This is a genomic window from Actinoplanes hulinensis (assembly GCF_019429605.1).
In the GTDB taxonomy this organism is placed as follows: Bacteria; Actinomycetota; Actinomycetes; order Mycobacteriales; family Micromonosporaceae; genus Actinoplanes; species Actinoplanes campanulatus.
Window position 1 is genome coordinate 22188 of sequence record NZ_JAHXZI010000025.1, and the last position, 22350, is coordinate 44537.

The 22350-nt window shown below is 71.9% G+C and carries 20 protein-coding genes and 1 tRNA gene; 11 read left to right on the plus strand and 10 right to left on the minus strand.

The genetic code is table 11. The features are described 5' to 3' along the window. Nucleotides 1-17: 17 nt before the first annotated feature. From KZ829_RS36130 to KZ829_RS36150, 5 genes are read right to left on the minus strand one after another with little or no spacing between them, the layout of a single operon-like run. Entirely contained in the window at nucleotides 18-2957 is a 2940-nt protein-coding gene (locus tag KZ829_RS36130) for a hypothetical protein (protein ID WP_246636867.1), read from the minus strand. Nucleotides 2958-3001: 44 nt separating this feature from the next. Further along, nucleotides 3002-3223 (minus strand): response regulator transcription factor, encoded by a 222-nt coding sequence (locus KZ829_RS36135; RefSeq protein WP_372453982.1) that lies wholly within the window; start codon nucleotides 3221-3223, stop codon nucleotides 3002-3004. A 16-nt stretch (nucleotides 3224-3239) separates the two neighbouring features. Further along, entirely contained in the window at nucleotides 3240-5711 is a 2472-nt protein-coding gene (locus KZ829_RS36140; RefSeq protein ID WP_220148335.1) for a glycoside hydrolase family 5 protein, read from the minus strand. A 55-nt stretch (nucleotides 5712-5766) separates the two neighbouring features. Continuing rightward, nucleotides 5767-7062 (minus strand): type I glutamate--ammonia ligase, encoded by a 1296-nt coding sequence (locus KZ829_RS36145; RefSeq protein WP_281428326.1) that lies wholly within the window; start codon nucleotides 7060-7062, stop codon nucleotides 5767-5769. Next, nucleotides 7046-8158 (minus strand): amidohydrolase family protein, encoded by a 1113-nt coding sequence (locus tag KZ829_RS36150; RefSeq protein ID WP_308285813.1) that lies wholly within the window; start codon nucleotides 8156-8158, stop codon nucleotides 7046-7048. Before KZ829_RS36150 ends, KZ829_RS36145 begins: the two co-directional genes overlap by 17 nt. A 171-nt stretch (nucleotides 8159-8329) precedes the next feature. Here KZ829_RS36150 and KZ829_RS36155 point away from each other — a divergent pair, with 171 nt between their 5' ends. From KZ829_RS36155 to KZ829_RS36175, 5 genes are read left to right on the plus strand one after another with little or no spacing between them, the layout of a single operon-like run. Further along, nucleotides 8330-9394: an ATP-binding protein gene (locus tag KZ829_RS36155; RefSeq protein WP_220148337.1), complete on the plus strand. Its 1065-nt coding sequence runs from the start codon at nucleotides 8330-8332 to the stop codon at nucleotides 9392-9394. Beyond that, nucleotides 9387-9866 carry a roadblock/LC7 domain-containing protein gene (locus KZ829_RS36160; RefSeq protein ID WP_220148338.1) on the plus strand — a complete coding sequence of 160 codons (480 nt, stop codon included), beginning with the start codon at nucleotides 9387-9389 and terminating at the stop codon, nucleotides 9864-9866. Before KZ829_RS36155 ends, KZ829_RS36160 begins: the two co-directional genes overlap by 8 nt. Nucleotides 9867-9920: 54 nt before the next feature. Beyond that, a complete protein-coding gene (locus KZ829_RS36165) occupies nucleotides 9921-10229 on the plus strand; it encodes a DUF742 domain-containing protein (RefSeq protein ID WP_220148339.1) in 309 nt (102 codons plus the stop codon). Continuing rightward, a complete protein-coding gene (locus KZ829_RS36170; RefSeq protein WP_220148340.1) occupies nucleotides 10204-10824 on the plus strand; it encodes a GTP-binding protein in 621 nt (206 codons plus the stop codon). The genes KZ829_RS36165 and KZ829_RS36170 overlap by 26 nt, the downstream gene beginning before the upstream one ends. Then, nucleotides 10809-12059, plus strand: coding sequence for a styrene monooxygenase/indole monooxygenase family protein (locus tag KZ829_RS36175; protein ID WP_220148341.1), 1251 nt, complete (start codon nucleotides 10809-10811; stop codon nucleotides 12057-12059). The genes KZ829_RS36170 and KZ829_RS36175 overlap by 16 nt, the downstream gene beginning before the upstream one ends. A gap of 177 nt (nucleotides 12060-12236) precedes the next feature. Here the strand turns inward: KZ829_RS36175 and KZ829_RS36180 are convergent, their stop codons facing one another. Continuing rightward, a complete protein-coding gene (locus tag KZ829_RS36180) occupies nucleotides 12237-14858 on the minus strand; it encodes a M4 family metallopeptidase (protein ID WP_220148342.1) in 2622 nt (873 codons plus the stop codon). A gap of 290 nt (nucleotides 14859-15148) precedes the next feature. On the opposite strand from KZ829_RS36180, the gene KZ829_RS36185 reads away from it, so the two are divergent. The 6 genes from KZ829_RS36185 (at nucleotide 15149) to KZ829_RS36210 (ending at nucleotide 20336) form a co-directional block, all read left to right on the plus strand. Beyond that, nucleotides 15149-15244 (plus strand) — tRNA-Sec (locus KZ829_RS36185). 27 nt (nucleotides 15245-15271) lie between these two features. Beyond that, nucleotides 15272-16285 carry a selenide, water dikinase SelD gene (selD, locus tag KZ829_RS36190; protein ID WP_220148343.1) on the plus strand — a complete coding sequence of 338 codons (1014 nt, stop codon included), beginning with the start codon at nucleotides 15272-15274 and terminating at the stop codon, nucleotides 16283-16285. Then, nucleotides 16282-17577: an L-seryl-tRNA(Sec) selenium transferase gene (gene selA, locus KZ829_RS36195; RefSeq protein ID WP_220148344.1), complete on the plus strand. Its 1296-nt coding sequence runs from the start codon at nucleotides 16282-16284 to the stop codon at nucleotides 17575-17577. Before selD ends, selA begins: the two co-directional genes overlap by 4 nt. Beyond that, complete coding sequence (gene selB, locus KZ829_RS36200) at nucleotides 17568-19349, plus strand: selenocysteine-specific translation elongation factor (protein ID WP_220148345.1); 1782 nt, start codon at nucleotides 17568-17570, stop codon at nucleotides 19347-19349. The genes selA and selB overlap by 10 nt, the downstream gene beginning before the upstream one ends. Beyond that, complete coding sequence (locus KZ829_RS36205) at nucleotides 19346-19774, plus strand: rhodanese-like domain-containing protein (protein WP_220148346.1); 429 nt, start codon at nucleotides 19346-19348, stop codon at nucleotides 19772-19774. Before selB ends, KZ829_RS36205 begins: the two co-directional genes overlap by 4 nt. Before the next feature lie 25 nt (nucleotides 19775-19799). Beyond that, nucleotides 19800-20336, plus strand: coding sequence for a MauE/DoxX family redox-associated membrane protein (locus KZ829_RS36210; RefSeq protein WP_220148347.1), 537 nt, complete (start codon nucleotides 19800-19802; stop codon nucleotides 20334-20336). 1 nt (nucleotide 20337) lies between these two features. Here KZ829_RS36210 and KZ829_RS36215 read toward each other — a convergent pair whose 3' ends face one another. The 4 genes from KZ829_RS36215 to KZ829_RS36230 form a co-directional block, all read right to left on the minus strand. Then, nucleotides 20338-21033, minus strand: a complete 696-nt coding sequence (locus KZ829_RS36215) for a hypothetical protein (protein ID WP_220148348.1) — start codon at nucleotides 21031-21033, stop codon at nucleotides 20338-20340. Beyond that, a complete protein-coding gene (locus tag KZ829_RS36220; protein ID WP_220148349.1) occupies nucleotides 21030-21548 on the minus strand; it encodes a SigE family RNA polymerase sigma factor in 519 nt (172 codons plus the stop codon). The genes KZ829_RS36215 and KZ829_RS36220 overlap by 4 nt, the downstream gene beginning before the upstream one ends. 70 nt (nucleotides 21549-21618) lie before the next feature. Beyond that, nucleotides 21619-22104, minus strand: coding sequence for a hypothetical protein (locus KZ829_RS36225; RefSeq protein WP_220148350.1), 486 nt, complete (start codon nucleotides 22102-22104; stop codon nucleotides 21619-21621). A gap of 75 nt (nucleotides 22105-22179) precedes the next feature. Then, nucleotides 22180-22332 carry a hypothetical protein gene (locus KZ829_RS36230; protein ID WP_183218789.1) on the minus strand — a complete coding sequence of 51 codons (153 nt, stop codon included), beginning with the start codon at nucleotides 22330-22332 and terminating at the stop codon, nucleotides 22180-22182. Nucleotides 22333-22350: the final 18 nt, after the last annotated feature.

Sequence of the window (22350 nt, forward strand, 5' to 3'; positions counted from 1 at the left end):
CCTCCTTCGGTCGGACGTCAACTCGGCGATGCCGAAGTCGCACTGTCGAGATCGGGTGCGGGCATACGAATCGGGTCCGGTCGCGCCGCGCCGCCGCTGACCGCGACCGTCAGGCCGCCGGTGATCGACAGGACGGCGCCGGTCACGATGATCCAGGTCGGCAGGGTGGGTGGGATGTCGAGGAACGTCACGATGCCCAGGATCCGGTGCAGGCCCCACGGCAGCAACGCCATCTGGTCGTTCCAGGCGCTGAGCGCGCGTTCCAGGCCGACCGACCGGATCAGCGTGCCGACCGCGAGCACCGGAACGCCCGCCGCGAGCATGACGCTGCCGGTGACCCGGCGGCGCGACCAACCGTAGCGGCTGCGCAGAACCGAGCCGACCGCCACGAACAGCCAGGCGAAGGACGCGAAAGCGACGGTGACGTACGCCGTCCGCGCGACCGGATCGGTCCAGAACTGGAACCAGTAGAGGCCCGGGCCGCGGACCGCCAGCACGGCCAGCAGCAGAACCGTGCGGAGCAGCGCCACACCGCCGATCACCGTCCACAGGGCGTACGGGTCACGGCCGCGGACCAGCAGCCGGGCCACCAGTGCGAACAGGACCCAGGAGCCGAGCGTCACCAGCAGGTGGGCCGGGGCCGCGAACCAGGTGTAGATCTCGCGGCTGAGCAGCAGGGCGGCCGCCGGGAGCAGGATCGCGACCCACCGTGCCGTCCGGTCCGGGGTCGATGGCGCCTTCCACGGCATGATCGCCGCCCGCCAGAGGGACCGGACCGGCCGCCACGGCACCAGGATCGAGACGAGCAGCAGGCCGAGCAGGACGCGCGCCAGGATCGCCATCGCCGGATCCCGGTCGGACCGCTCGCTGCCGAGGTCGGCCGCGGTGAAGTTGTAGGCGGGCAGGTCGACGTCGCCGTCGTACTCGCGAACGTAGACGTCGCGGGCCTCCCGGTACGCGATCTCCGCGGCCTTCCACTGTTCACGCGCCGTCGTGGAGCCGGTGTCGAGCCACTGCGCCCGCCGCAGGAACATCGTGCGGTACGCGCCGAGCGTGCCGTACAGGTCCTTCTGGTACGCGAGCGAATCCAGCAGCTGTTCCCGCAGAGCCGGGTCACGCCACGTCGCGGGGTCGGTGGCGGCCACCCCCGCGTACTGTTCGGCGGCGATCGCGACGGCCCGCTCGCCCTCGGCGATCGTCTCGTCGACGTGGTCGCGGCCGGTCGCGTAGATGCTGCTCAGCACGGCGGAGTCGCCGGTGGCGATGTCCCACTCGAAGATCCACATCATCGGCGGCGGTTCGAGGCCGAGGGCCTTCACCGAGTTGTCCGCGTACGGGGTCAGGTAGAGCCCCTTCGTCACGGCGGCGCGCGAGCTCGCGAACATCCGGGAGATCGCGGCCACCGTCTCCGGATCGGTGGAGAACGTCCGGCGGACCCAGTCGGCGGTGATCTCGCCCGGGTCGGCGTCCGGTTGCCTGGCCAGCCGGCCCATCGCGTACACGTTCAGGTCGTAGAGCTGCCAGAACCCGGTACGCAGATACAGCGTCATGGGCCCGGCACGCAGCGGGCCACCCTCCTGCGTCCACAGCCAGACGCCCTCGATGTGCGGGTTGCCGGCCAGCAGCCGCTTCAGCGCGGACGCGTGCAGGGCCGTCAGGTCGTTGGGCAGCGAACCGAAGCCCTCGAACTCGCGCCGGCCCTGGAACTCGACGATGCGCCGCTGGTCGCCCACCGCCAGCGTGGTGTTGAGCGGCAGATGACTGTAGAAGTCGCCGAGCGTGAACTTCGTCGAGACGATCAGGCGCGGGTCGTCGAGATCGCCGAGCACCTCCTCGTACGAATCGGGGTTGGTGTGCAGGTCCCCGACCGCGCCGACGCCGACCGTCCAGGTCCGGAAGATGATGTCCCGGTCGCTCTCGGCGGCCACCGCGAGGAAGGCCTTCAGCATCGCCCGCACCTTCTCGGGCGTGGTGACCGCGATGCGGGAGAAGTAGTCCCAGCCCGGCGCGGCATAGGCGGAGCCGCCCTCGCCGATGCGGATCATCAGGCCGGACGCGAACGGCATGCTCGCGAACAGCTCACGCAGTCCGGCCTGGTAGACCGCCCACTGGTCGGTCTGCTTCGCCAGGTACGCCTCGAGCGGCCCGGACAGCGCCAGCATGTCGGTCATGAAGTAGACCCGCATGCCCATGTCCGACGCGTACCGGAAGACCGGCTCGAACGCGGTGACCATCGCCTGCGCGCGGGCGATGTGCGGATCTCCGGCGGGGTAGACGGCATGGCCGCCGCCGACGTCCGCGAAGGTCACGTACTCCAGGAAGCCGGGCACGACGACACCGTTGTAGCCCTGCGCGGCCGAGTGGTCGACGAACTGCCGGAACTGGGCGGCGACCTTCTCCACCTCGGCCCGGTCGACCCACGGCGCCCGCGGCAGCAGCGTGCCGGTGACGATGTCGGAGTTGAGCGAGTAGTCGGTGCCCTTGCTCCAGCGTGCCGCGTCGGGCTCGCGGCCGACCGAGCCCACGTCGGTCAGTCGCAGGCCCAGCTTCGGCGTCACCGGGCCGGTGGCGACCGGCGCGCCGGACCGGATCCGGTCGGCCACCGAGTACAGGCCGGCGGCGGCGCCCGCCTCACTCGCCGCGGTCAGGGTGAGACCGGTGGCCGTCCGGTCGAGCCGGTAGTCCTCGCCGGCGCCACCCTCGCCCACGATCACCTTCAGTACGCCGTCGGCGTTCTGCCCCTCGACGGCGTCGGTGACCGCCCGGGCCGCGACGTCCAGCCGGTGCGTGTGGCGGTCCATCGTCACCGACCCGATCGGGGAGGCGACGGCGGTTCGCTGCGGCGCCGTGCCGGACGGCTCGGCCATCACCGTGGCCGGCGTCCAGGACAGCCGCAGGGCGCTGCTCAGCCCGAACGCCATTCCGGCGCCGAGGGAGAGCAGCACGATGATGATCATGGGGCGGCGCATGCCTATTTGTAGAGCAAGAGGCCACTCTTTATCTAGAGCTGACCGAGCAGACCTGACTGGTACGCGAAGACCGCCAACTGGGCACGGTCCCGGGCGCCGAGCTTGATCATCGCCCGGCTGACGTGGGTCCGGGCGGTGGCCGTGCTGATCGCCAGCCGCCCGGCGATCTCGTCGTTGGCCAGCCCTCGGCCGCGAGCACCATGATCTCGTGCCCATCGGGTCGTCCGTCGCGTGGCGGCTTTCCGCGTACGCAGATCTGCGTACGTGTCCCTAAGACGCCGCCGTCACGGTGTAGGCGCCGCGGGCGCAGCCGCTGATCCGCCACCCGCCCGTGACCTGCTTCGACGACAGGTCGGTGATCCCCGTCGTCGTCAGGCGGGGCATCGTGTCGCCGGGCACCCAGATGTCGACCAGGCAGTTCGCCGGGTCGTCGGCGGCGGTGGCGGTGATCCGCAGCCCACCGTCCGGATCCGAGGTGAGCGACTCCAGCCGGCCCGGCAGCGCTCGCGGGTAAGCCCTGGACAGGGGCCGTGCGAAGCCCTCCGGCGGCGGGGTCGACGCACCGGTACGGCAGTCGACGGCGACCAGGTTCCCCGATGTGGTGGCGTCGGCGCCGGTCTCGGGCGAACCGCATCCCTGCCGCCACACCCAGAACGCGCCGCCGGCGCCGAGCCGGTCCTGGGCCGCCGCGAGGCGCCGCACCTTGGCGCCGTCCACCGCCGGGTCACCGAACCAGCCCCATTCGCCGAACCACAGCGCGGCCCGGTACGCCCGGGCGGCGCGGGCCGACGTGGTGAGATTCCGCTCGATGGACGCGATCGTCAGGCCCAGACCCTGGTCCATGCTGATCGACTCGCTGTACGGGTGCGGGGCGAACACCAGCTGCCGGTCGCCGGTGAACCCGGGCGCCGGGGCCGCGTCGAACCCGAGGCCGGACCACAGCACGCTCGGCTCGAAGAAGGCGAGGTGGGTGTGCCCGCCGGCGGCCTGCTCGGCCTGGCGGATGGCCGTGATCGCGGCGTCGTAGTACCGGCCGAGCAGCAGCCCCGAGCTGATCGGCGGGCTGGCCCCGATCCCCGGCTCGTTGAGCAGGTCGTAACCGGCGACGGCGGGCTCGTTCGCGAAGGCCTTCGCGACGAACGCCCACGTACGCACGAGTTCACTCTGGATGCCGTCGCGGTCGGTGTAGAAGTTCCCGAACGCCGTCGCCACCGCCGGCGCCAGGTCGCGGGCCAGGAACTCGCAGTGCGCCGTCCCGTCGGTGATGGTCGCCCACGCGGGTGCGCCGTCCCAGCCGCGGGCCGGAGTCGTCCCGCCGCCGCACTGCTCGGAGGGGCGGGCGATCGCGTTGCCCCACGCGTCCTCGTGCATGTCCAGAACGGTGTAGATCCCGTGGGCCTTCGCCCCGGCCACCGCGGCCCTGATCTGCTGAAGGTAGGACTCGTCGAAGGTGCCGCGCGCGGGCTCCAGCCGCGACCACGACATGCCGAGACGGATCACGTTGAAGCCCATCGCCGCCATCTGCTCGAAGTCGGCGCCGGTCAGCGGTTGCGTCGCCGGAACGGCCGGATCACGCAGGTGGTAGTCGATCAGTTGATTCACGTTGACCCCGCGCAGGATCACCTGCCGGCCGGTGACGTCACCGATCGTGGCGAGCTCGTCCCCGTCACGTGCCGGGAGCACCCGGAGGTATTCCGTGCCGCCGGACGCCGCGACCTCCTCGGCGGCCGGCGGCCCCGCGGGAGCCGGCGCTCCGATCAAAGGCACGAGAGCCAGCACGAGTACGCCGGTGGCCGCGACCGGCAGCACCCGCGACCGCAGCCGCCATCCCACCGCGACCACGCCGGCGCCGACGAGACCGGCCATCGCACCGTAACCGATACCGGTCGCGACGCTGATCAGCGAAGTGGCGACCCACCACTGGTCCGTTGACCGGGGGATCGCGGCGAGGACGGCATCGACCACCCCGAGCCCGAGGCCCGCCACCACCGAGGCCAGGCCCACGGTCACCGACACCACCAGCGGGCCGTCCTGCGCCAGCCGCCGCCCCGCCAACCGCACGGCCCCGGCGAACACCGCCAGGAACAGCGCCGTGCCGGCGAGGAAGCCGAGTACGCCGTTGGCCGCGCCCGGTGCGGCCAGGAATCCCTCGAACGCGTAGCCGACCGGTCCGCCGTGCCACCAGTGAGCCGCCGGCCCGATCGCGGCCAGACCGGTCACCACCACCATGACCGTGATGGGGAAAGCGGCCGGGGAGGCCTCGGCCCCGGCAGGTGCCGGCCGCGGCCCGAACCGGGCGGCGAGCGCCGCGCCGGCCGCGACCAGTGAGCCGACCAGCAGAAACTTGATCGCCGCGAAGCCGCTCGTGCTGAGCGCGTACGTCAGGGCCGAGCCGGCCGACAGGTGCGGCCCCACCATCGGAAGCGCCGACGCGAACCCGCTCGCGGCGGTCGCCAAGGCGCCGGCGCCTGTCACCGCGACCCACGTGGCGGCGAACACCCACCTGGCCGCCGCGTGCCCGGCGACCACGAAGGTGGGGACGGCGGTGCCGGCGAGCAGGATCGGGAGACCGATCACGAGGGGGGCCCAGCGGTAGACGCCGCCCGTACCCAGCAGCGGGAGCCCTCGACCGCCGATCGGCGCGAGCAGACCCGACGGATCCGCCACGGCGGCGGCCGCCAGGACGGCGACGAGGATGACGACGGCGGTCACGGCGGCACGGATCTGTGTGATACGGATCATGGTGGACGCGAATCATACTCGCGTTCCGCGTTTTGTCAGCCCACCCGAAAGGCTGTCAGTAGACCCAGCGCAGAGCGGCCGCCACATCCTCCGGACCGGCGTCGCGGAACCGGGCCGCCTCCGCCCGGCGGACCGCCACGACCGCGTCGAACAGCGTCGTCCCGAACGCCTCCCGCAACACCGCATCCGCCGCGAACTCGCCCACCGCCGCGTCCAGAGTCGTCGGCAACCGCGGCGCCCCCGGCAGATTCACCGGATCCCCGGTCACGGGCTCCGGCAACGGCAGCCGCCCGGCGAGCCCGTCCAGCGCCGCCGCCACCAGGGCACCGAGCAGCAGGTACGGGTTCGCGGTCAGGTCGAAGCACTTCACCTCCAGGTTCGCCGCCCCGGCCAGACCCGCGGTCCCCGGCACGAACCGCAGGGCCGTCTCCCGGGTCTCCACACCCCAGCAGGCGAAAACCCCCGCCCAGCGCGACGGCACCAACCGCAGATAGCTTCCCGGGGTGGGCGCGCCCACCGCGAGCAGCGCCGGAAGGTGGGCCAGGATCCCGGCCGCGGCGAACCCGCCCGCACCGGACGGGAAGCCGTCGAACAGGTTGGTTCCGTCACGCCACACCGACAGATGCACGTGGCCGCCGTTACCGACCCGGTCGGCGACCACCGCAGGCGCGAACGACGCCCGCAACCCGTGCCGGTGAGACACCGCGCGGATGGTCTCGCGCACCAGGACACTGTCGTCGGCCGCGCCGACCGGATCGGAGGCGGCGACCGACACCTCGAACTGCCCGGCCGCGTACTCCGGATGCAACTGTTCTACCTGGACGCCCTGCTCCTCCAGCGCGATCAGCACATCGCGGGCGTAGTCGCTCAACTCGACCAGGCGGGTCATCCCGTACGCCGGACCGCGGCACGCGGCGACGAAATCCTCACCGTCGCGCCCGACCGCCCACTCCACCTCGATCGCCATCCGGAACGACACACCCTCGGCCGCCGCCAGGCCCACCATCCGCCGGGCGAAGCCACGCTGATCGGCGACCCACGGCTCGCCGTGCTGGGTGAACCGGTCGGCCGGCGCCCACGCCCAGCCCGGCTGCCCGGACAGCACCACGAGCCGGTCGAGATCCGGGCGCAGGCGCAGGTCACCATCGGGGCTGCCGAGCCGGTCGGTGCTCGTGATCGAGTCGTCAGCGAGGAAGACGTCGAACACCGGCGACATGCCGACACCCCATCGGACGGCGTGCTCCAATCGGGACAGCGGCACGGCCTTGACGCGGTTGATCCCGGCCGTGTCCACGTACGAAAGGATGACGCCGCGCACACCCCGCTCGCGCAACTCAAGCACCCCGGCCATACCCATCTCCCCTTGATAGCCGGTAGACCCGCTCGGCGTTACCGGATCCGATCAGCTCTCCCACCCGGGTGGCGCCGGACGCCGGCCACCGTCCCTCCCGCACCCACGTACCGGTCACCGCTTCGAACGCCTGCCGGAACGCCAGCGCGCCGAGATGATGCAGCTCGGCAAGCCCGAACGCGTCCGAGGAATAGAGCACCTTGTGGAACGGGGCCAGCTCCAGCGACTCGGCGACGACCGCCGGGGCACGGGCGCCCACATGGTTGACGGCCAGCCCGACGTCGACGTACACGTGCGGAAACGCGTGCGCGAGGTAACCGGCCTGCCGGTGGAACGGATAGCAGTGCAACAGCATGACGCCGACGTGCCGGTCGCGGGTCGCCCGCAGGAAGCCGGTCAGCAGCAGCGGGTCACAGCGCGCCAGGTCGAGGTCCGGGTCGCCGAAACCGACGTGGAACTGGAGGGGCAGGCCACGCTCCACACCGCCCCAGATCAGATGGCGCAGCAGCACCGGGTCGTCCAGCCGTGGCCGGCCGCGGCGCAGCCATCTCCCCGCGGCCCGGGCCACCTCCCGCCGGCTCGGCGGCAGCGGATCGAAATCCAGGCCGTACCGGTAGGCGACGATCGACTTCACACCGGCCGCGCCCGCCACGGCCCGGTCGAGGGCCGCCGCGAACGCGCCCGCGAAACCCGCCGCGGTCACCTCCGGCAGCGCTTCGGCAACCGCTTCCAGGCGTACGATCCCGCGAACCGCCGCCCCGGAGGCCGCCGCCATCTCCGGTCCGTCCAACAACTCGCCGGCGCGGTACCCGGAGTCGATCAGGAACACGTCGACGCCGGCCGCCCGCAGCAGCCGCCGGTTCACCTCGTCCGCTCCCAGCTCGCGACGCCGGGCCAGGTACACCTCCGGCTCCGCGTGCGGATCCAGGCCCAGCACCGGCGCACACCAGCGCCGTACGGCGAACCCCAGCTGCGAGTCGAACATCGAGCAGCCCGGCGGCGCCGCCCGGTCCGATTCGGTCAGGAGCGACTCGAACCCGGCCCGGTCGAGCGGCTCGGTCACCACGCCGTGACAGTGATGGTCGATCAGGCGCACCGGTCCAGTATCGCGGCCACCGACAGCCGGGTCAGTGGAGTTCGAGCACGTCGAAAGTGTGTGAGATACCGCTGATAGCCATCCGGACAATCGGGCGGGTACGGTACAGACTCCGTAGCCGGTGATCTTCCTCCGCCTCGGTGAGACAGAAGGCTGATTGGGGAGTAATCGATGCCCGCAGCAGGTCGCTGGCTGAGCTGGTCACGCCGGCGGCGGCCCCTCGTCGTGCCGGAAGCCGTACCGGAAACGGCGCCGGCGCCCGCGGTCGCGCCGCCGGATCCGTGGCGCCCGATCGCCGGCGAGTTCGCGCTCCGCCTCCTCACTCTCACCTGGGAGGCCGTTCACCACATCGGCGAAGCCGAGTTCCGCGAGCAGGACGCCGAGCGCCGCCAGGTCCTGTTCCGGATCGATCACTCCGTCACCCGGGTCCGCCGCCTCGCCGAGAACCTGCGGGTCCTCACCGGCGAGCCGCTCGACGACCCGGATCAGCAGATCACCTCGCTGTACGACATCACGCACGCGGCCGGCGCGGCGGTCGAGCACTACGAGCGCCTGCACTTCGGCCCGATCGCCGACCTCGCGGTGGTGGCGGTCGCGGCCGACGACGTGATCCGGATCCTGACCGAGCTGATCGACAACGCCGACCGCTATTCTCCGCCGACCGAGCCGGTCACCATCGCCGCGCACCTGACCGGTGACGGTGACGTGGTGATCCGCGTCGAGGACGTCGGGATCGGACTCAACCCGGCGCACCTGCCGTGGATCGAGCGGCTGCTGTCGGACCCGGCCGAGCCCGCCGCCAGTGAGCTGCATCCGGGGCACCTGGGCCTCACCGTGGCCGCCGTGCTCACCCATCGCCACGCGTCGCTGCGGGTGCGCCTGGTGCCCCGGCAGCCGCGGGGCACGACCGCGATGCTGCTGATCGGCGCGGACCTGCTCTGCGAGGCGCCGCGGCACGACCCGATGCCCGCGCATGCGCCCGCGCCTCCGCCCGCGGGTAACCATCAGAACGACGTGACGATGGTGCTCCCCACGCTGCAGAAGCCGATGCCCCGCCGCGTTCCGGCCAGTGTCCGCGGCGCAGGCGCGCCGCCACCCCCGGTCCCGGCCCAGCGGCACCGGACCGCTTGGCACGACGACGCCGCCGACTTCAACGCCGGCGTGGACGCGGCCCGAGCCAACGCCCCCCAGCAAAGTGCCGCCCCCCAGGAAGAACCGAAGGACCGCGATGACTGACTACCGTTTCCCCGCCGGTGCCAGCGAAGGGGCCGACGGCGGCCAACCGGACGTGTCCTGGCTGATCGGCCAGCTCGTCCGCGAGGTGCCGACGATCACCGCGGTCGTCCTGGTCTCCGCCGACGGCCTGCAACTCGCCTCCTCCGGCCACCTGAGCCGCGAGCACACGGAGAGCGTCGCCGCGCTCGCCGCCGGATTCCTCGGGATCACCGGCCAGCTCGGTGGCCTCCTCCAGCTCGGCGCCCCGGAGAACCTGAGCATCCGCTACCCGAACGGCCATCTGGCCTTCCTGCGCATCGATGACCTGTCCGGCGAGTTCGTCGCGGCGCTGCTGGTCTCCGCCCAGCCGCAGACCCAGATCGGCCAACTGGGATATGCCATGACCACATTCAGTCAGGCCGTCGGTCACGCGCTCACCCCGGAGACCCGTCACGCGCTGCACCAGAACACCCTGCCCGCGCCGGCTCGCTGATCGGAGGCACCGATGGCCCGAAGGCCGGGGCTGCACTGGAAGGTGCGCCCGTACATGACCGCCCGGGGTCGCACCAGCAGCCGCAACCCGCTGTTGATGCACACCCTGGTCTCCACCGGCGACCGGTACGACCCGGCCCTCGCCGCCAGCCTGGCCCCGGCCTCCCGGTCGCTCTACGAGCAGGCCCGCCGGATGTGTTCGGTCGCCGAGCTGTCGGCGACCTGCGGCCTGCCGCTCGGCCTGACCCGCCTGCTGATCAATGACCTGCTCAAAATCGGTCAGCTAGTCGTGCATGACACCCGTTCCTCGCAAGACCTAGCGCTCCTGGAGAGACTTCGTGCCGGCCTTCTCCGACTCACGTGAGGCGAACCTGAACAGGCGGCTGACCTCGGCGAAGATCGTCATCGCCGGCGGCTTCGGCGTCGGCAAGACCACCGCCGTCGAGGCGATCTCGGAGATCCCGGCGATCCGCACCGAGTCCTGGATGACCGCGGCGGCGGCCCAGATCGACCGGCTTGACCCGGGCATCGACAAGGTCACCACCACGGTCGCGATGGATTTCGGCCGGGTGACCATCGACGACTCCCTCGTGCTGTACCTGTTCGGCACGCCGGGCCAGCCCCGCTTCTGGCCGATGTGGGACGACCTGGTTCGCGGTGCGGTCGGCGCCGTGGTCCTGGTCGACACCAACAACCTGGAGAACTCGTTCGCCGCGGTCAACTACTTCGAGAACGACGCGACGGTGCCCTGGATCGTCTGCGTCAACCCGTTCCACGGCGTTCAGACCCACGAGCTCTCCGCGGTACGGGAGGCGCTGACCCTGCCCCCACACATCCCGCTGATCGCCGCGGACGTCCGCGAACCGCGAAACGTCGCGCGCGCGTTACTGACCGTTGTGGACCACGCGACCGAACGTCGGTCAGTACTACAGGAGACAACAACATGCGCAAGATCCTGATTGTCGGGGCCGGCCAGGCCGGTCTTCAACTCGCACTCGGCCTGCGGGCCGAGGGCTACGAGGTCACCCTCATGTCGGCGCGCACACCGGACGAGATCCGGACCGGCTGGCCCACCTCCACCCAGGCGATGTTCGACCTGTCGCTGAACACCGAGCGGGCGTACGGGCTGAACCACTGGGAGGACCAGGCGCCGCCGATCCACGGCCTGCGCCCCCAGCTCTCCGTCGAGAAGGGCCGGTTGGCGCTGGCCTTCAACGCGCCGCTGGAGCGCCCCGCCCAGTCCACCGACCAGCGGATCAAGATGGCCCACTGGCTGGAGGACGCCGAGGAGCGCGGCATCGAGGTGATCTACAACGCGGTCACCACCCAGGACCTCGACGCGATCACCCAGCTCGGCCGGTACGACCTGACCGTGGTCGCGGCGGGCAAGGGCGACCTGGTCGCGATGTTCGACCGGGACCCGGCCCGCTCGCCGTACACCGAGCCGCAGCGGGGCCTCGCCGTCGCGTACGTCCACGGTCTCGCGCCGGACCCGGAGTGGCCGGAGCCGCACGTCGGCTTCCACGCCCTGCCCGGCCTCGGCGAGCTGTTCGTGATCCCCGCCCTGACCCACACCGGTCCGTGCGACATCCTCTTCTGGGAGGCGATCCCGGGCGGCCCGCTGGACCGCTGGGCCGGTCACACCGGCCGGATGGTGCCCGAGGAGCACCTGGAGATCACCCTCGAGCTGATCCGCGAGCACCTGCCCTGGGTCGCCGCGCGGGCCGCGAACGTGCGGCTCACCGACGACAAGGCCACCCTGCACGGCCGCTACACGCCGACCGTCCGTCACCCGGTCGGCCACCTGCCCGGCGGCGGCCGGGTGCTCGGCCTCGCCGACGTGGTCATCGCCAACGACCCGATCACCGGCCAGGGCAGCAACACGGCGGCCAAGGCCGCGAACCACTACCTGCGGGCCGTCCTGGCCCGTGGCGACCAGCCGTTCGACGAGCAGTGGATGACCGACACGTTCGAGGCGTTCTGGACCGCGCACGGCCAGGCGGTGACCGGCTGGACCAACGCCATGCTCCAGCCGCTCCCGCCGCACGTGCAGCAGCTGCTCGGCGCGGCCTCCCAGAACGAGGAGATCGCCCGCCGCTTCGCGGCCGGCTTCAACGACCCGAACGACCTGCTCAACTGGTTCGTCGACCCGGAAAAGGCCACCGCCTACCTGGCCGAGGTCAACGGCGCCTGAGACCCGATCCGCGTCTCTTCGGCAGGTATCCGCGCGAGGCCGTCGACCGGTGGGCGGACCGGCGTCCGGACGAGGTCACCCCGACCGAGATCGAGACGCTGGGGATCGAGCCGGTGGCCGGTTGCTTTCGGTACGTCGACGGGCAGCCGTATCCATGGATACGGCTGCCCGTGTGCGCTACTTGGCGACGAGTCTGATGGAGCGGGTGGTGCCGGTCGCGTTGTAGGAGCCGCCGGCGACGACGACCCGGAGCGTCCAGGTTCCCTTGGGGAAGGCACGGGAGAACGTGTAGGTGCCGGTGGCGGTGGTCTTGGAGTTGGTGACGTTGATCCACTTGCCGCCGGACCAGCGTTGCAGGGTCACCTTCACGCCGGGGCGCGCGGGCCGGACCGTACCGGTGATCTTGATCTTCTTGCCGGGTTTGGGTTTGAGCGTGCCGGCCTTGACGGTGGCGGCGTAGCGGACGGTGGCGGTGGCAGTCGTGGACGTGGCGGGCCACATGCCGGACGAGCCGGGGTAGGTGACCCGGTAGGTGGTCGTCGTCGCCGGTTTGAGGGCGCGGGTCCAGTTGCCGTTCGCGTCGGTTCTGAGGGTGGCGGCGCGGGTCCAGGTGGCGGCGCCGGCGGGTCGTTGGTCGAGGTAGACGACGGCACCACCGATCGGGGTGCCGCCGCGCGGGATCCGGCCGTTGAGGGTGACCGTGCCCGCGTAGGTGGTGGCGGTGGGGGAGACGGCCAGCGGCAGCGTGATCGGGCTGAGGGTGACGGTCTGCTCGGGGCCGTCGCCGACGATGCTGACGGCCCGTACCCCGATGGTGTAGGTCTTGCGGGTGTCGAGGCCGGTGATGGTGGTCGACCGTGCGGTGGGCGGCAGGGTTTGAGTGGTGCCGGGGGAGACGCGGACCTGGTAGCCGGTGAGCGGGGTGGCCGGCGCGGGACTCGGGTCGGTCCAGGTGACGAGTGCGGTGCCGTTGCCGCCGGTGACGGAGACGCCGGCGGGCGGGGCGGGTAGTGCCGGTCCGACGGTCCACGGCACGGTGAGGGTGGCGCTCTGGCCGTCGCTGTCGGTGGCGGTGAGGACCATCGTGCCGGATCCGGTGGTCGTCGGGGTGCCGCTGATCAGGCCGTCGGGGGAGATGGTGATGCCGGCGGGCAGGCTCTTGGCGCTGAAGGTGACCTGATGGTGTTGCGGGTCGGTGGCGGTGACCTGGATGTGGACCGGTTGGCCGACCATGGTGATGACGTCGGCGATCGGTTTGATGACCGGGTCGACCGGTGGGGTGGGGATCTGGTCGGTGCCGTCGACACCGACCGCGAGCCAGGCGGCCTGCACCGTGCCGGCTTCGGTGCTGCCGGCCCCGTACAGGTCGACGGCCGCTTTGAGGGTGGCCTCGCGGGCGCCGGACCAGTTGGTGTTGGACACCATGTAGGCGGTGAGCGCCTGGTACCAGATCCGGGCGGCCTTGTCGTTGCCGATTCCGGTCACCGCGGGAGCACCGTTGCAGGGGGTGCTGGTGCCCCGGCCGGGTGTGGTGCCGCTGCCGACGGCGAGCAGGTAGAAGAACTTGTTGCCGATCCCGGAGCCGTGGTGGACGTCGAGGTCCTTCACCTGCGGGGTCCAGCAGGAGGCGGATCTGCCGTCCTTGCTCGGCTCGGCCATGTAGCGCAGCGGGGACCCGCTGGTGGTGACGTCCTCGCCGATGGTGTAGTCCGGCCCGTCGATGCGGCTGTTGACGAAGAACTCGACCAGGGTGGCGAAGATGTCGCTGTTCGCCTCGTTGAGGGCGCCGGCCTCGCCGGTGTAGACGAGGTCCGCGGTTTGGTCGGTGAGCCCGTGCGCCAGTTCGTGGGCGACGATGTCCAGGGTGGTCCACGGGACCGGCTGGCCGTCGCCGAGGAACATGCAGTGGCAGGAACTGCGCCAGAACGCATTCTTGTAGATGCGGCTGTAGTGGACGTACGCCGTCGTGCCCTTGCCGTCGTCGGCGATCCCGGACCGGCCGAACGTCTGCTCGAAGTAGTCCCAGGCCTTGGCCAGGCCGTAGTGGGCGTCGACGGCGACCGACGCCCGGTCGGTGAGGGTGCCGTCACCCCACACGTTGTCGGCGTCGGTGAACAATGGTGACGTCGTCAGACCGGGATCGATCAGGTTTCCGGCGTCCCGGACGGCGTTGCCGCCACGGTCCGGATCGATCATCACCCATCCGTCCTGGGCCGCGGTGGTGCTGATCGAGACCGTACGGGCGTGCACACCGTTGCCGGTCGCGCTGTCGGCGGCGTGCACCTCGTCGTAGGCGCGCCGCACCTTCCCGGTGCCGGCGTCGACCACGACGACCAGGTCGCTGGGGATCCCGCCCGGCGCCGTCCCGGAGACGGTCACCTCCCACGCCAACGCCGGCGTGCTCTCGAACGCGTCCACGACCAGCCGCGCGTTCGTCCTCGCGCGGGCGCCAGCGAACCGGCGCCCGGCCACGGCGATGGCGCGTTTGCGGGTGATCACTGGTGTCACCGGGACGTCGACGGCCGTCCGCTGGGCGATGGTCACACCGGTGTACGCGCCGGTGGCGTCCGTGTGCACGACGAAGTCACCGCCGAGAACATCGAGACCCCGATGGGTACGGGTGAAACGCACGTGCCGCCGGCCGGCCGGATCGGCCACGACATCGACCTCACGGTACGCATCACCGGCGGCACCGTGGATGGCCGGACCACGACCGCGGATCGCCGTACGGGCCTCGGCCACCGCCCGCGACGGCGTGACGGCAGGTACCGGGCGGTCCGCGGCGGGAACTGCCGCCACCGGCCGCACTCCTCGATTCAGATAGATGATGTTGAAAGGTACGTGCCCGAGCCGCGTCGATGTCACCCTGGAAGAAGCCCACATTGCGGTCCTCCCAGGTGTGTCCACTTGTTCAGCGTTACCGCGCCGGCCGGGGCGTTGGCTGCCGGCCTGGTCGGCCCCGTGGCATCGGAGGGCGCGTCCGGCTCGAGATACCGGAGAGCTGGTGATCCTGCCCCTCGGTCGGACTGCCCACCGTCGGCCATGTCGCGATCACGAAGAAGGGCGTGGTCTAAGATCCATCCATGCATGGAGGCGTTTGAGTTCCTGGTGGTCTCCCCCGCCTTCAAAGCGGGTGGGCCTGGCTCAGCCTGGCCGGCGGGTTCGATTCCTGTCCGCCTCCGCCATAAGACGTCTACGGGGGGAAACGTCGGATGGACCTGGTCGAGGATTCGTTGCGCCTGACCCAGTTCGCTCGCGGTGGCGGTTGTGCCTGCAAGATCCCGCCGGGTGAGCTGGAGTCCGCGCTCACCGGGGTCTTCGATGGCGGCCCGGTGCCGTCGCCGTGGGAACTGCTCGTCGGCCTGGAGTCCGGTGACGACGCGGCGGCCGTCCGGCTCGACGGTGACACCGCGATCATCGCGACCACCGACTTCTTCACACCGGTGGTCGACGACCCGTACGACTGGGGCCGCATCGCCGCCGCGAACGCCCTGTCCGACGTGTACGCGATGGGCGGCGACCCGGTTCTCGCGGTGAACCTGCTGGCCTGGCCGCGTGACCTGTTGCCGATGACGGTCGCCTCCGAGGTGTTGCGCGGCGGATACGCCATCGCCCGCGAGGCCGGCTGCCATCTGGCCGGCGGGCACAGCGTCGATGACGCCGAGCCGAAGTACGGGCTGGCGGTCACCGGGATCGGCGACGCCCGCCGTCTGCTGCGAAACGATGCGGGCCGGCCCGGTGTCCCGCTGAGCCTGACCAAGCCGCTGGGCGTCGGCGTGCTCAACTCCCGCCACAAGGCGACCGGCGAGGTGTTCACGCAGGCCGTCGCCGCGATGACCACCTTGAACCGGGCGGCATCCAAGGCCGCCCTGGCGGCGGGCGTGGTCTGCGCAACCGACGTGACCGGCTTCGGTCTGCTCGGCCACCTGCACAAACTCGCCCGTGCGAGCCGGGTGACGGCGGTCGTCGACGCGGCCGCCGTGCCCTATCTCGACGGTGCTCGCGAGGCGGCACGCGACGGTTTCGTCAGCGGCGGGTCGCGCCGCAACCTCGACTGGGTGCACCCCCACACCAGCTTCGGCCCGCACGTCACCGAACTGGAGCGGCTGCTGCTCGCCGACGCGCAGACCTCCGGGGGCCTGCTGGTCGCCGGCGAGATCCCGGGCGGCACGGTGATCGGTGAGCTGATCGCCTTCGACGGCGAGCACACGCTGGTGGTGCGATGAGCGGCGATCCGCGCCGCGCCATCGCCCGCACCGACATCCTGCTCGCCGACCCGTTACTGGCCGACGCCCACCGGCAGGTCGGCCCGGTCCTGGTGAGACAGGCCGTCCGTGACGCCCAGCAACTGGCCCGGGACGGCCGCATCGAACCCGCCGCGGTCCTGTACACCGCGCTCGCCGCGCTTCCGGCCACCCCGGTCAGGCTGCGACGGGTCATCAACGCGACCGGCGTGGTGCTGCACACCAACCTCGGCCGGGCCCCGCTGTCGGAGGCGGCCGTCGAGGCGGTCACCGCCGCCGCCGGCTATGTCGACGTCGAGTACGACGTGGCCACCGGCGCCCGCGCCCGCCGCGGCCGCGGCACCCTGGAGGCGTTGCGCGCTGCCGTCCCGGACGCCGGCGACGTGCATGTGGTGAACAACGGGGCGGCCGCGCTCGTGTTGGCGGCCACCGCCCTGGCGGCCGGCCGGGAGATCGTCGTGGCCCGGTCCGAGATGGTGGAGATCGGTGACGGCTTCCGCCTGCACGAGCTGCTGGCCGGCGCCGGTGCCCGGCTGCGTGAGGTCGGCGCCGCCAACCGCGTCCACCTGCGTGACTACGCCGGCGCGGTCGGCCCGGACACCGGTTTCATCCTCAAGGTCCACCCGTCGAACTATCGGATCGAAGGCTTCACCTCCAGCGTCGGCGTCGCCGAACTGGCCGGGCTGGGTGTGCCGGTCGTCGCCGACATCGGCTCCGGCCTGCTGCGGCCCGAACCCCTGCTGCCCGGCGAGCCCGACGCCGCGACCTGGCTGCGGAACGGCGCCACGATCGTCACCGCCAGCGGCGACAAGCTGCTAGGCGGCCCGCAGGCCGGACTGCTGCTCGGCGACCGCGACATGATCGAGAAGCTGCGCCGCCACCCGATCGCCCGGGCCCTGCGCGTCGACAAGCTGACCCTCGCCGCGCTGGAGGCGACCCTGCGCCGGCCGGTCACCCCCACCGCTACGGCTCTGCATGCCGACCCGGTCGAGCTGCGCGAACGCGCCGGCAAACTGGCCGCCCGGCTGGTGGCATCCGGTGTCGCGGCGACGGTGACGGCCAGCGACGGTGTGGTCGGCGGCGGCTCGGCGCCGGGCCTGACATTGCCCGGCTGGGCCGTGCGGCTCCCGGCCGAACTGGCCGCGCCGCTGCGTCGCGGCATGCCGTGCGTGGTCGGCCGGGTCCACGACGGCCACCTGCTGCTGGACCTGCGCTGCGTCCCGCCGGCCGACGACGAAACCCTCGTCGAGGCCGTGGAGCGCGCGTGTTCGTGATCGCGACCGCCGGGCACGTCGACCACGGCAAGTCGACGCTGGTGCGTGCCCTCACCGGGATGGAACCCGACCGGTGGGCAGAGGAACGCCGCCGCGGCATGACCATCGACCTCGGCTTCGCGTGGACGAGCCTCGCCGACGACGAGATGACCGCGTTCGTCGACGTGCCGGGCCATCAGCGGTTCGTGACGAACATGCTCGCCGGGGTCGGCCCGGTCACCGCCGTGATGTTCGTCGTCGCCGCCGACGAGGGCTGGCGGCAGCAGTCGGCGGAGCACCTGGCAGCTTTGCACGCGCTTGACGTACGCCACGGGGTTCTCGCCGTCACCCGCAGCGACCTGGCCGATCCCGGCCCGGCGATCGCGCAGGCCCGCGAGCGGCTGGACGGCACCGGCCTGGCCGGGATCCCGGCGGTCGCGGTCTCCGCCGTAACCGGTCAGGGTCTTGCGACGCTGCGGGACACTCTGCGGGATCTCACCCGCGCACTTCCCGCACCGGCGCCGGGACCGGCGCGACTGTGGGTGGACCGGTCGTTCAGCGTGCGGGGCAGCGGCACCGTGGTGACCGGGACGCTGGCGTCCGGAACCGTGGCGGTCGGCGACGAGCTGCTGCTCTACCCGTCCGGCCGTACCGTGCAGGTCCGCGGCCTGCAGAGCCTCAAAACCGACGTCGACCGGGCGGGCGCGGTCTCCCGGCTCGCGGTCAACCTGCGCGGGCTGAGCACCGACGAGGTACGCAGGGGCCACGCTCTGGTCCAGCCGGGCGCCTTCGCTCCGGTCACGTCCATGGACGTGCGCCTGGTCCGGGCCGCCGACCGGCTGCCCGCCCAGCTGACTCTGCACCTGGGGTCGGCGGCGGTGGCCGTACGCGTGCGGATGCTCGGCCCGTCTGCCGCCCGCCTCACCTTGGCGACGCCGTTGCCGTTGCACATCGGCGAGCGGGGCCTGCTCCGTGATCCGGGCGCCCAGCACGTCGTCGCCGGGTTCGTCGTCCTCGACACCATGCCGCCGGGACTGCACGCCCGCGGCGACGCCCGGCGGCGGGCCACTGCTCTGGCCGGGATGCGTGATCGTCCGACGGTCGCCGAGGAGGTGGGCCGCCGTGGCGCGGTCCGGCGCGAGGCGCTGGTCACGGCCGGTGTCCTGGCCCCGGGGGACGCCGATCCGGACGGGGTGGTCGCCGCCGGCGGGTGGCTGGTCGACCCGGTCGTGTGGAAGCAATGGGCGGCCGCACTGCACCGGGTCGTCGACGAGTGGGCGGCGGCGAACCCGTTGTCTCCCGGCATCGTCCCCGACGCCGCGGCTCGCCGGGCCGGGATCACCGATGCGCGGCTGGTCGGCGCCCTGGCCGCCGAGGCGGGGCTGGTGCTGGACGGCAGCGGCGTACACGGCCGGGACACCGGGATCCGCTTCCCGGAGCCGGTGCGCCGCGCGCTGGACGAGATCTGTGCCAGGTTGCATGACGCCCCGTTCGCCGCGCCCGGCGCCGAGGATCTCGCCCGCCTGGGTCTGTCCCGGCAGCATCTGGCCGCCGCCGTGACCGCGGGTGTTCTGATCCGGGTCACCGACGGCGTCCATCTGCTGCCCGGCGCGCCCGCCGAGGCGCTGCGGCGGGTCGCCGCGCTGCGGCAGCCGTTCACGGTGAGCCAGGCCCGCGCGGCATGGGACACCAGCCGACGGGTGGCGGTGCCGCTGCTGGAGTACCTCGACCGGCAGGGCGTGACCCGCAGGCTCGACACCGCCCGCCGCATGATGACGAAGGAACCTCGATGACCAGCACCCCGGCTCGCGGCGAGCGGCCGCGCGGCGTTCAGGCGCTTCTCGATGAGGCCCGCGTGGGCGTGCGGCGGTTGCTGCCGCATGAGGTGCTCGCGGCGGCCGAAGCGGGCGCGCTGCTGATCGACACCCGCACCGATGTCCAACGGCGGGAGCAGGGCGACCTTCCCGGCGCCCTGGTCATCGACCGCACCGTCCTGGAGTGGCGGCTCGACCCGGCGTACCCGCACCGGATTCCCGAGGCCACCGGCTACGACGTTCCGGTGATCGTGGTCTGCCGGCACGGTTACAGCTCGAGCCTGGCGGCGGCGAGTCTGCGCGCGGTGGGGCTGCACCGGGCCACCGACATGGTCGGCGGGGTGCAGGCGTGGCGGGAGGCCGGCCTTCCGATGTGGACCGGTCGCGCCGACGTACGCCGCTGACACCGTCCGGGAAGGAGAAGATCGAATGCATCAGCAGATCGCCACAGCGACAGCGGTGGGTGGCGCGCTGCTGCTGTTGGCCGCCGGCGTCGGGCATCTACGCCGGCGGGTGCATCTCGCGGCGGTACTGGCGGCGCAGCGCATGGTTCCGCGGTGGTCGTACCGGCCGTTGGCCGCGGTGGTCGCCGTCGTCGAGGTCGGCGCCGGTGCCGGTGCCGTCGCCGGGTGGCTGACGGCAAGTTGGCCGTTGATGATCCCGGCGTCGGCGGTGTACGCGGCATTCGGTGTCTACACCACGGTGCTGCGCATTCGGCGACCCGGAACGCCCTGTGGCTGCTTCGACGGCGACAGCGCCGTCTCCTGGAGCGTGGTGGTGCGGGCCTGGATGTTCTGTGGCGCTGTGATCGTGGCGGCGTCAGCGCCGGGTGCGGACGCCGCCGTGACGGATCGGATGGTCGTCGGATGCGCGGCGACACTGGTCGCCCTGATCAGCCGGCTCGCGCCTCAGCTCGTTGGTGTGGGCAGGCCGGTCCGGACCGGAGGCGCCGGCTCGCGCCGGTGAATCAGCGCCCCGGGGCCGTCGCGACAGCCACGTCCTTGATGAGGGCGAGCCGAGCGGTGGCGTCGGCGCCGGTCGCTGCCAGGTCCCAGCGGCGGCCCGTCGGGGTGTTCATCGTGAAATAGGTCGTCTGTGCGCTGTCGTCGACCGTCAGCAGAGCCTTTGCGCCGCCGAGGGAACCGAACCAGTCCTGAGGTTCGGGTTCCCCGGGCAGGCCAGGATGGTCCTGGGCGTCGACTACGACGGTGAGCCGGGTCTCGGCGTCCTGCTCGCCCGGCACCGAGAGCAGGGCCCGGTCGCCGGTGCTGGGCAGCGCGGCGGCCGGCGGCTGGTCAGCGGCTCCCGCCGTGTTCAGCAACTCGGCCTCGGCGGGAAGCCCGCGCACCACGGCCTCGCCGATCTGCACGCTGTCCGCCCGGATCCGCAGTGGCGCCAGTGCCGGCGTCGCCGGTGCGGATGAGATCGACAGTGCGGGACCGGCCGGCTGGAGATCTGCGGGTCCCGGACCGGAGGCGTTGAGCATGCTGATTCCCGTGGTGGCTCCCAGGGCTACCGCGCAGACGGCTGCCGCGGCGGTGCCGGCGGTCCGGCGCGACCGGCGCCGACGCGCTGTCGTGGTGAGCCGGTCGGCGTCGACCGGCAGGTCGTAGGGGCCGTCGCGGAACTCGGCGGCCAGCAGTTCTTCCAGCTTCTCCGTCATGGCGTCTCCTGAAGGTCCGCTGCCCGGTCGAGCGACCGCAGCTCATCGATCCGAAGGTCGCGGCGCAGACTCCGCAGAGCGCGATGCCGCAGGGAACGGATGGTGGCGGGCCGGCGGTGCAGCAGACCGGCGATCTCCTCGTCCTCGGCCTCATCGAGGAAACCGAGAACGAGAACCGTCCGTTGCAGGGGCGGCAGCGTGGCCAGTGCCCGGCGCAGTTCATCGCGATGTTCCACCCCGGCCAGGGCCCCGTCCGTGGCGGCCAGGGTTTCACTGACCGCCACGGACGGGCGCCGCCGACGCCACCAGCTGACATTCGTCCGGGCCATGATGGTCTTGACGTAGCCGACCGGGTTGCCGTCCCGCCTGATTCGCGACCATGCCCCCATGGTTTTCACCAGGGAGTCCTGCAGCAGGTCCTCGGCCGCGTGCCGATCGCCGGCGAGCACGTAGGCGTAGCGAGCCAGACCGGGCAGCGCCTGCCGCACGAACTCGTCGAACGTCGTGTCCGTCATGTCACCTCCGTTTTCCTCCAACTAGTACGCCGGAGCCGGAGCACCTGTTGCAGGCGCCGGAGGAAATTTCTCAGATCACCGCAGCGAAGATCCCCCCGGCGAACGCCAGGACCAGAATGGCCTTGATCCACCGCTCGTAGAGGGAGAACTCCAGGTCCCACGAGTTGTCGTCGCTGAACCGCAGGTTGGACGTCGTCATGAGGGAACGGCCCAGCCCGAAGCCCAGGCCCGCGACCAGTGCGGCGCCCGGTGACGCGAGCAGGGCGACGGCCGGCAGCAGAACGTACGGCAAGCCGCTGGTGACGTAGGTGCGCAGGCCGGTGCCCATCTCAAGGCCGAACTGCAACGGACCGAAGAACCGTCCATGACGGAACACCGTCACGGGCACCAGACGGGCATTCTGCGGCAGCCCGAACGACAGCAGCCCGAACTCCCGCACGGTGATGACGGCGAACCAGCACACCAGCAGCACGACCCACACGCCTGACGGTGCCGCCAGACGCAGAAGGGAGCCGACCACGAGGGCACCGAGCGCGGTGACCAGCGCACCGAGCACCTGCCCCAGACAGAAGGAGATTTGTGGATAACCTCGCCCGACCGGCGAGTTCAGCACGAAGGCCGAGTTGCGGCTTCAAGTGGAGCCGCTGACGGCGAAGCCGCCTGCCGCACCCGCGACCAGCCACCCGATGAGTGCGGCCACGGAAACGGCACCGATGTGCAGCAGAACGCCGCCGGTCGCCGCGGCACCGATCAGTGCCGCGGCGACAAGCGGGTGCCACAGCACGCGCCGTGGCGTAACGAC

What these genes read in the sequence shown, in the direction of transcription:
- KZ829_RS36130 (WP_246636867.1), bottom strand. Translation starts at nt 2,957, where the DNA reads ATGATCATCATCGTGCTGCTCTCCCTCGGCGCCGGAATGGCGTTCGGG.
- KZ829_RS36140 (WP_220148335.1), bottom strand. Translation starts at nt 5,711, where the DNA reads ATGATCCGTATCACACAGATCCGTGCCGCCGTGACCGCCGTCGTCATC.
- KZ829_RS36145 (WP_281428326.1), bottom strand. Translation starts at nt 7,062, where the DNA reads ATGGCCGGGGTGCTTGAGTTGCGCGAGCGGGGTGTGCGCGGCGTCATC.
- KZ829_RS36155 (WP_220148337.1), top strand. Translation starts at nt 8,330, where the DNA reads ATGCCCGCAGCAGGTCGCTGGCTGAGCTGGTCACGCCGGCGGCGGCCC.
- KZ829_RS36160 (WP_220148338.1), top strand. Translation starts at nt 9,387, where the DNA reads ATGACTGACTACCGTTTCCCCGCCGGTGCCAGCGAAGGGGCCGACGGC.
- KZ829_RS36165 (WP_220148339.1), top strand. Translation starts at nt 9,921, where the DNA reads ATGACCGCCCGGGGTCGCACCAGCAGCCGCAACCCGCTGTTGATGCAC.
- KZ829_RS36175 (WP_220148341.1), top strand. Translation starts at nt 10,809, where the DNA reads ATGCGCAAGATCCTGATTGTCGGGGCCGGCCAGGCCGGTCTTCAACTC.
- selD (WP_220148343.1), top strand. Translation starts at nt 15,272, where the DNA reads ATGGACCTGGTCGAGGATTCGTTGCGCCTGACCCAGTTCGCTCGCGGT.
- selA (WP_220148344.1), top strand. Translation starts at nt 16,282, where the DNA reads ATGAGCGGCGATCCGCGCCGCGCCATCGCCCGCACCGACATCCTGCTC.
- KZ829_RS36205 (WP_220148346.1), top strand. Translation starts at nt 19,346, where the DNA reads ATGACCAGCACCCCGGCTCGCGGCGAGCGGCCGCGCGGCGTTCAGGCG.
- KZ829_RS36210 (WP_220148347.1), top strand. Translation starts at nt 19,800, where the DNA reads ATGCATCAGCAGATCGCCACAGCGACAGCGGTGGGTGGCGCGCTGCTG.
- KZ829_RS36215 (WP_220148348.1), bottom strand. Translation starts at nt 21,033, where the DNA reads ATGACGGAGAAGCTGGAAGAACTGCTGGCCGCCGAGTTCCGCGACGGC.
- KZ829_RS36220 (WP_220148349.1), bottom strand. Translation starts at nt 21,548, where the DNA reads ATGACGGACACGACGTTCGACGAGTTCGTGCGGCAGGCGCTGCCCGGT.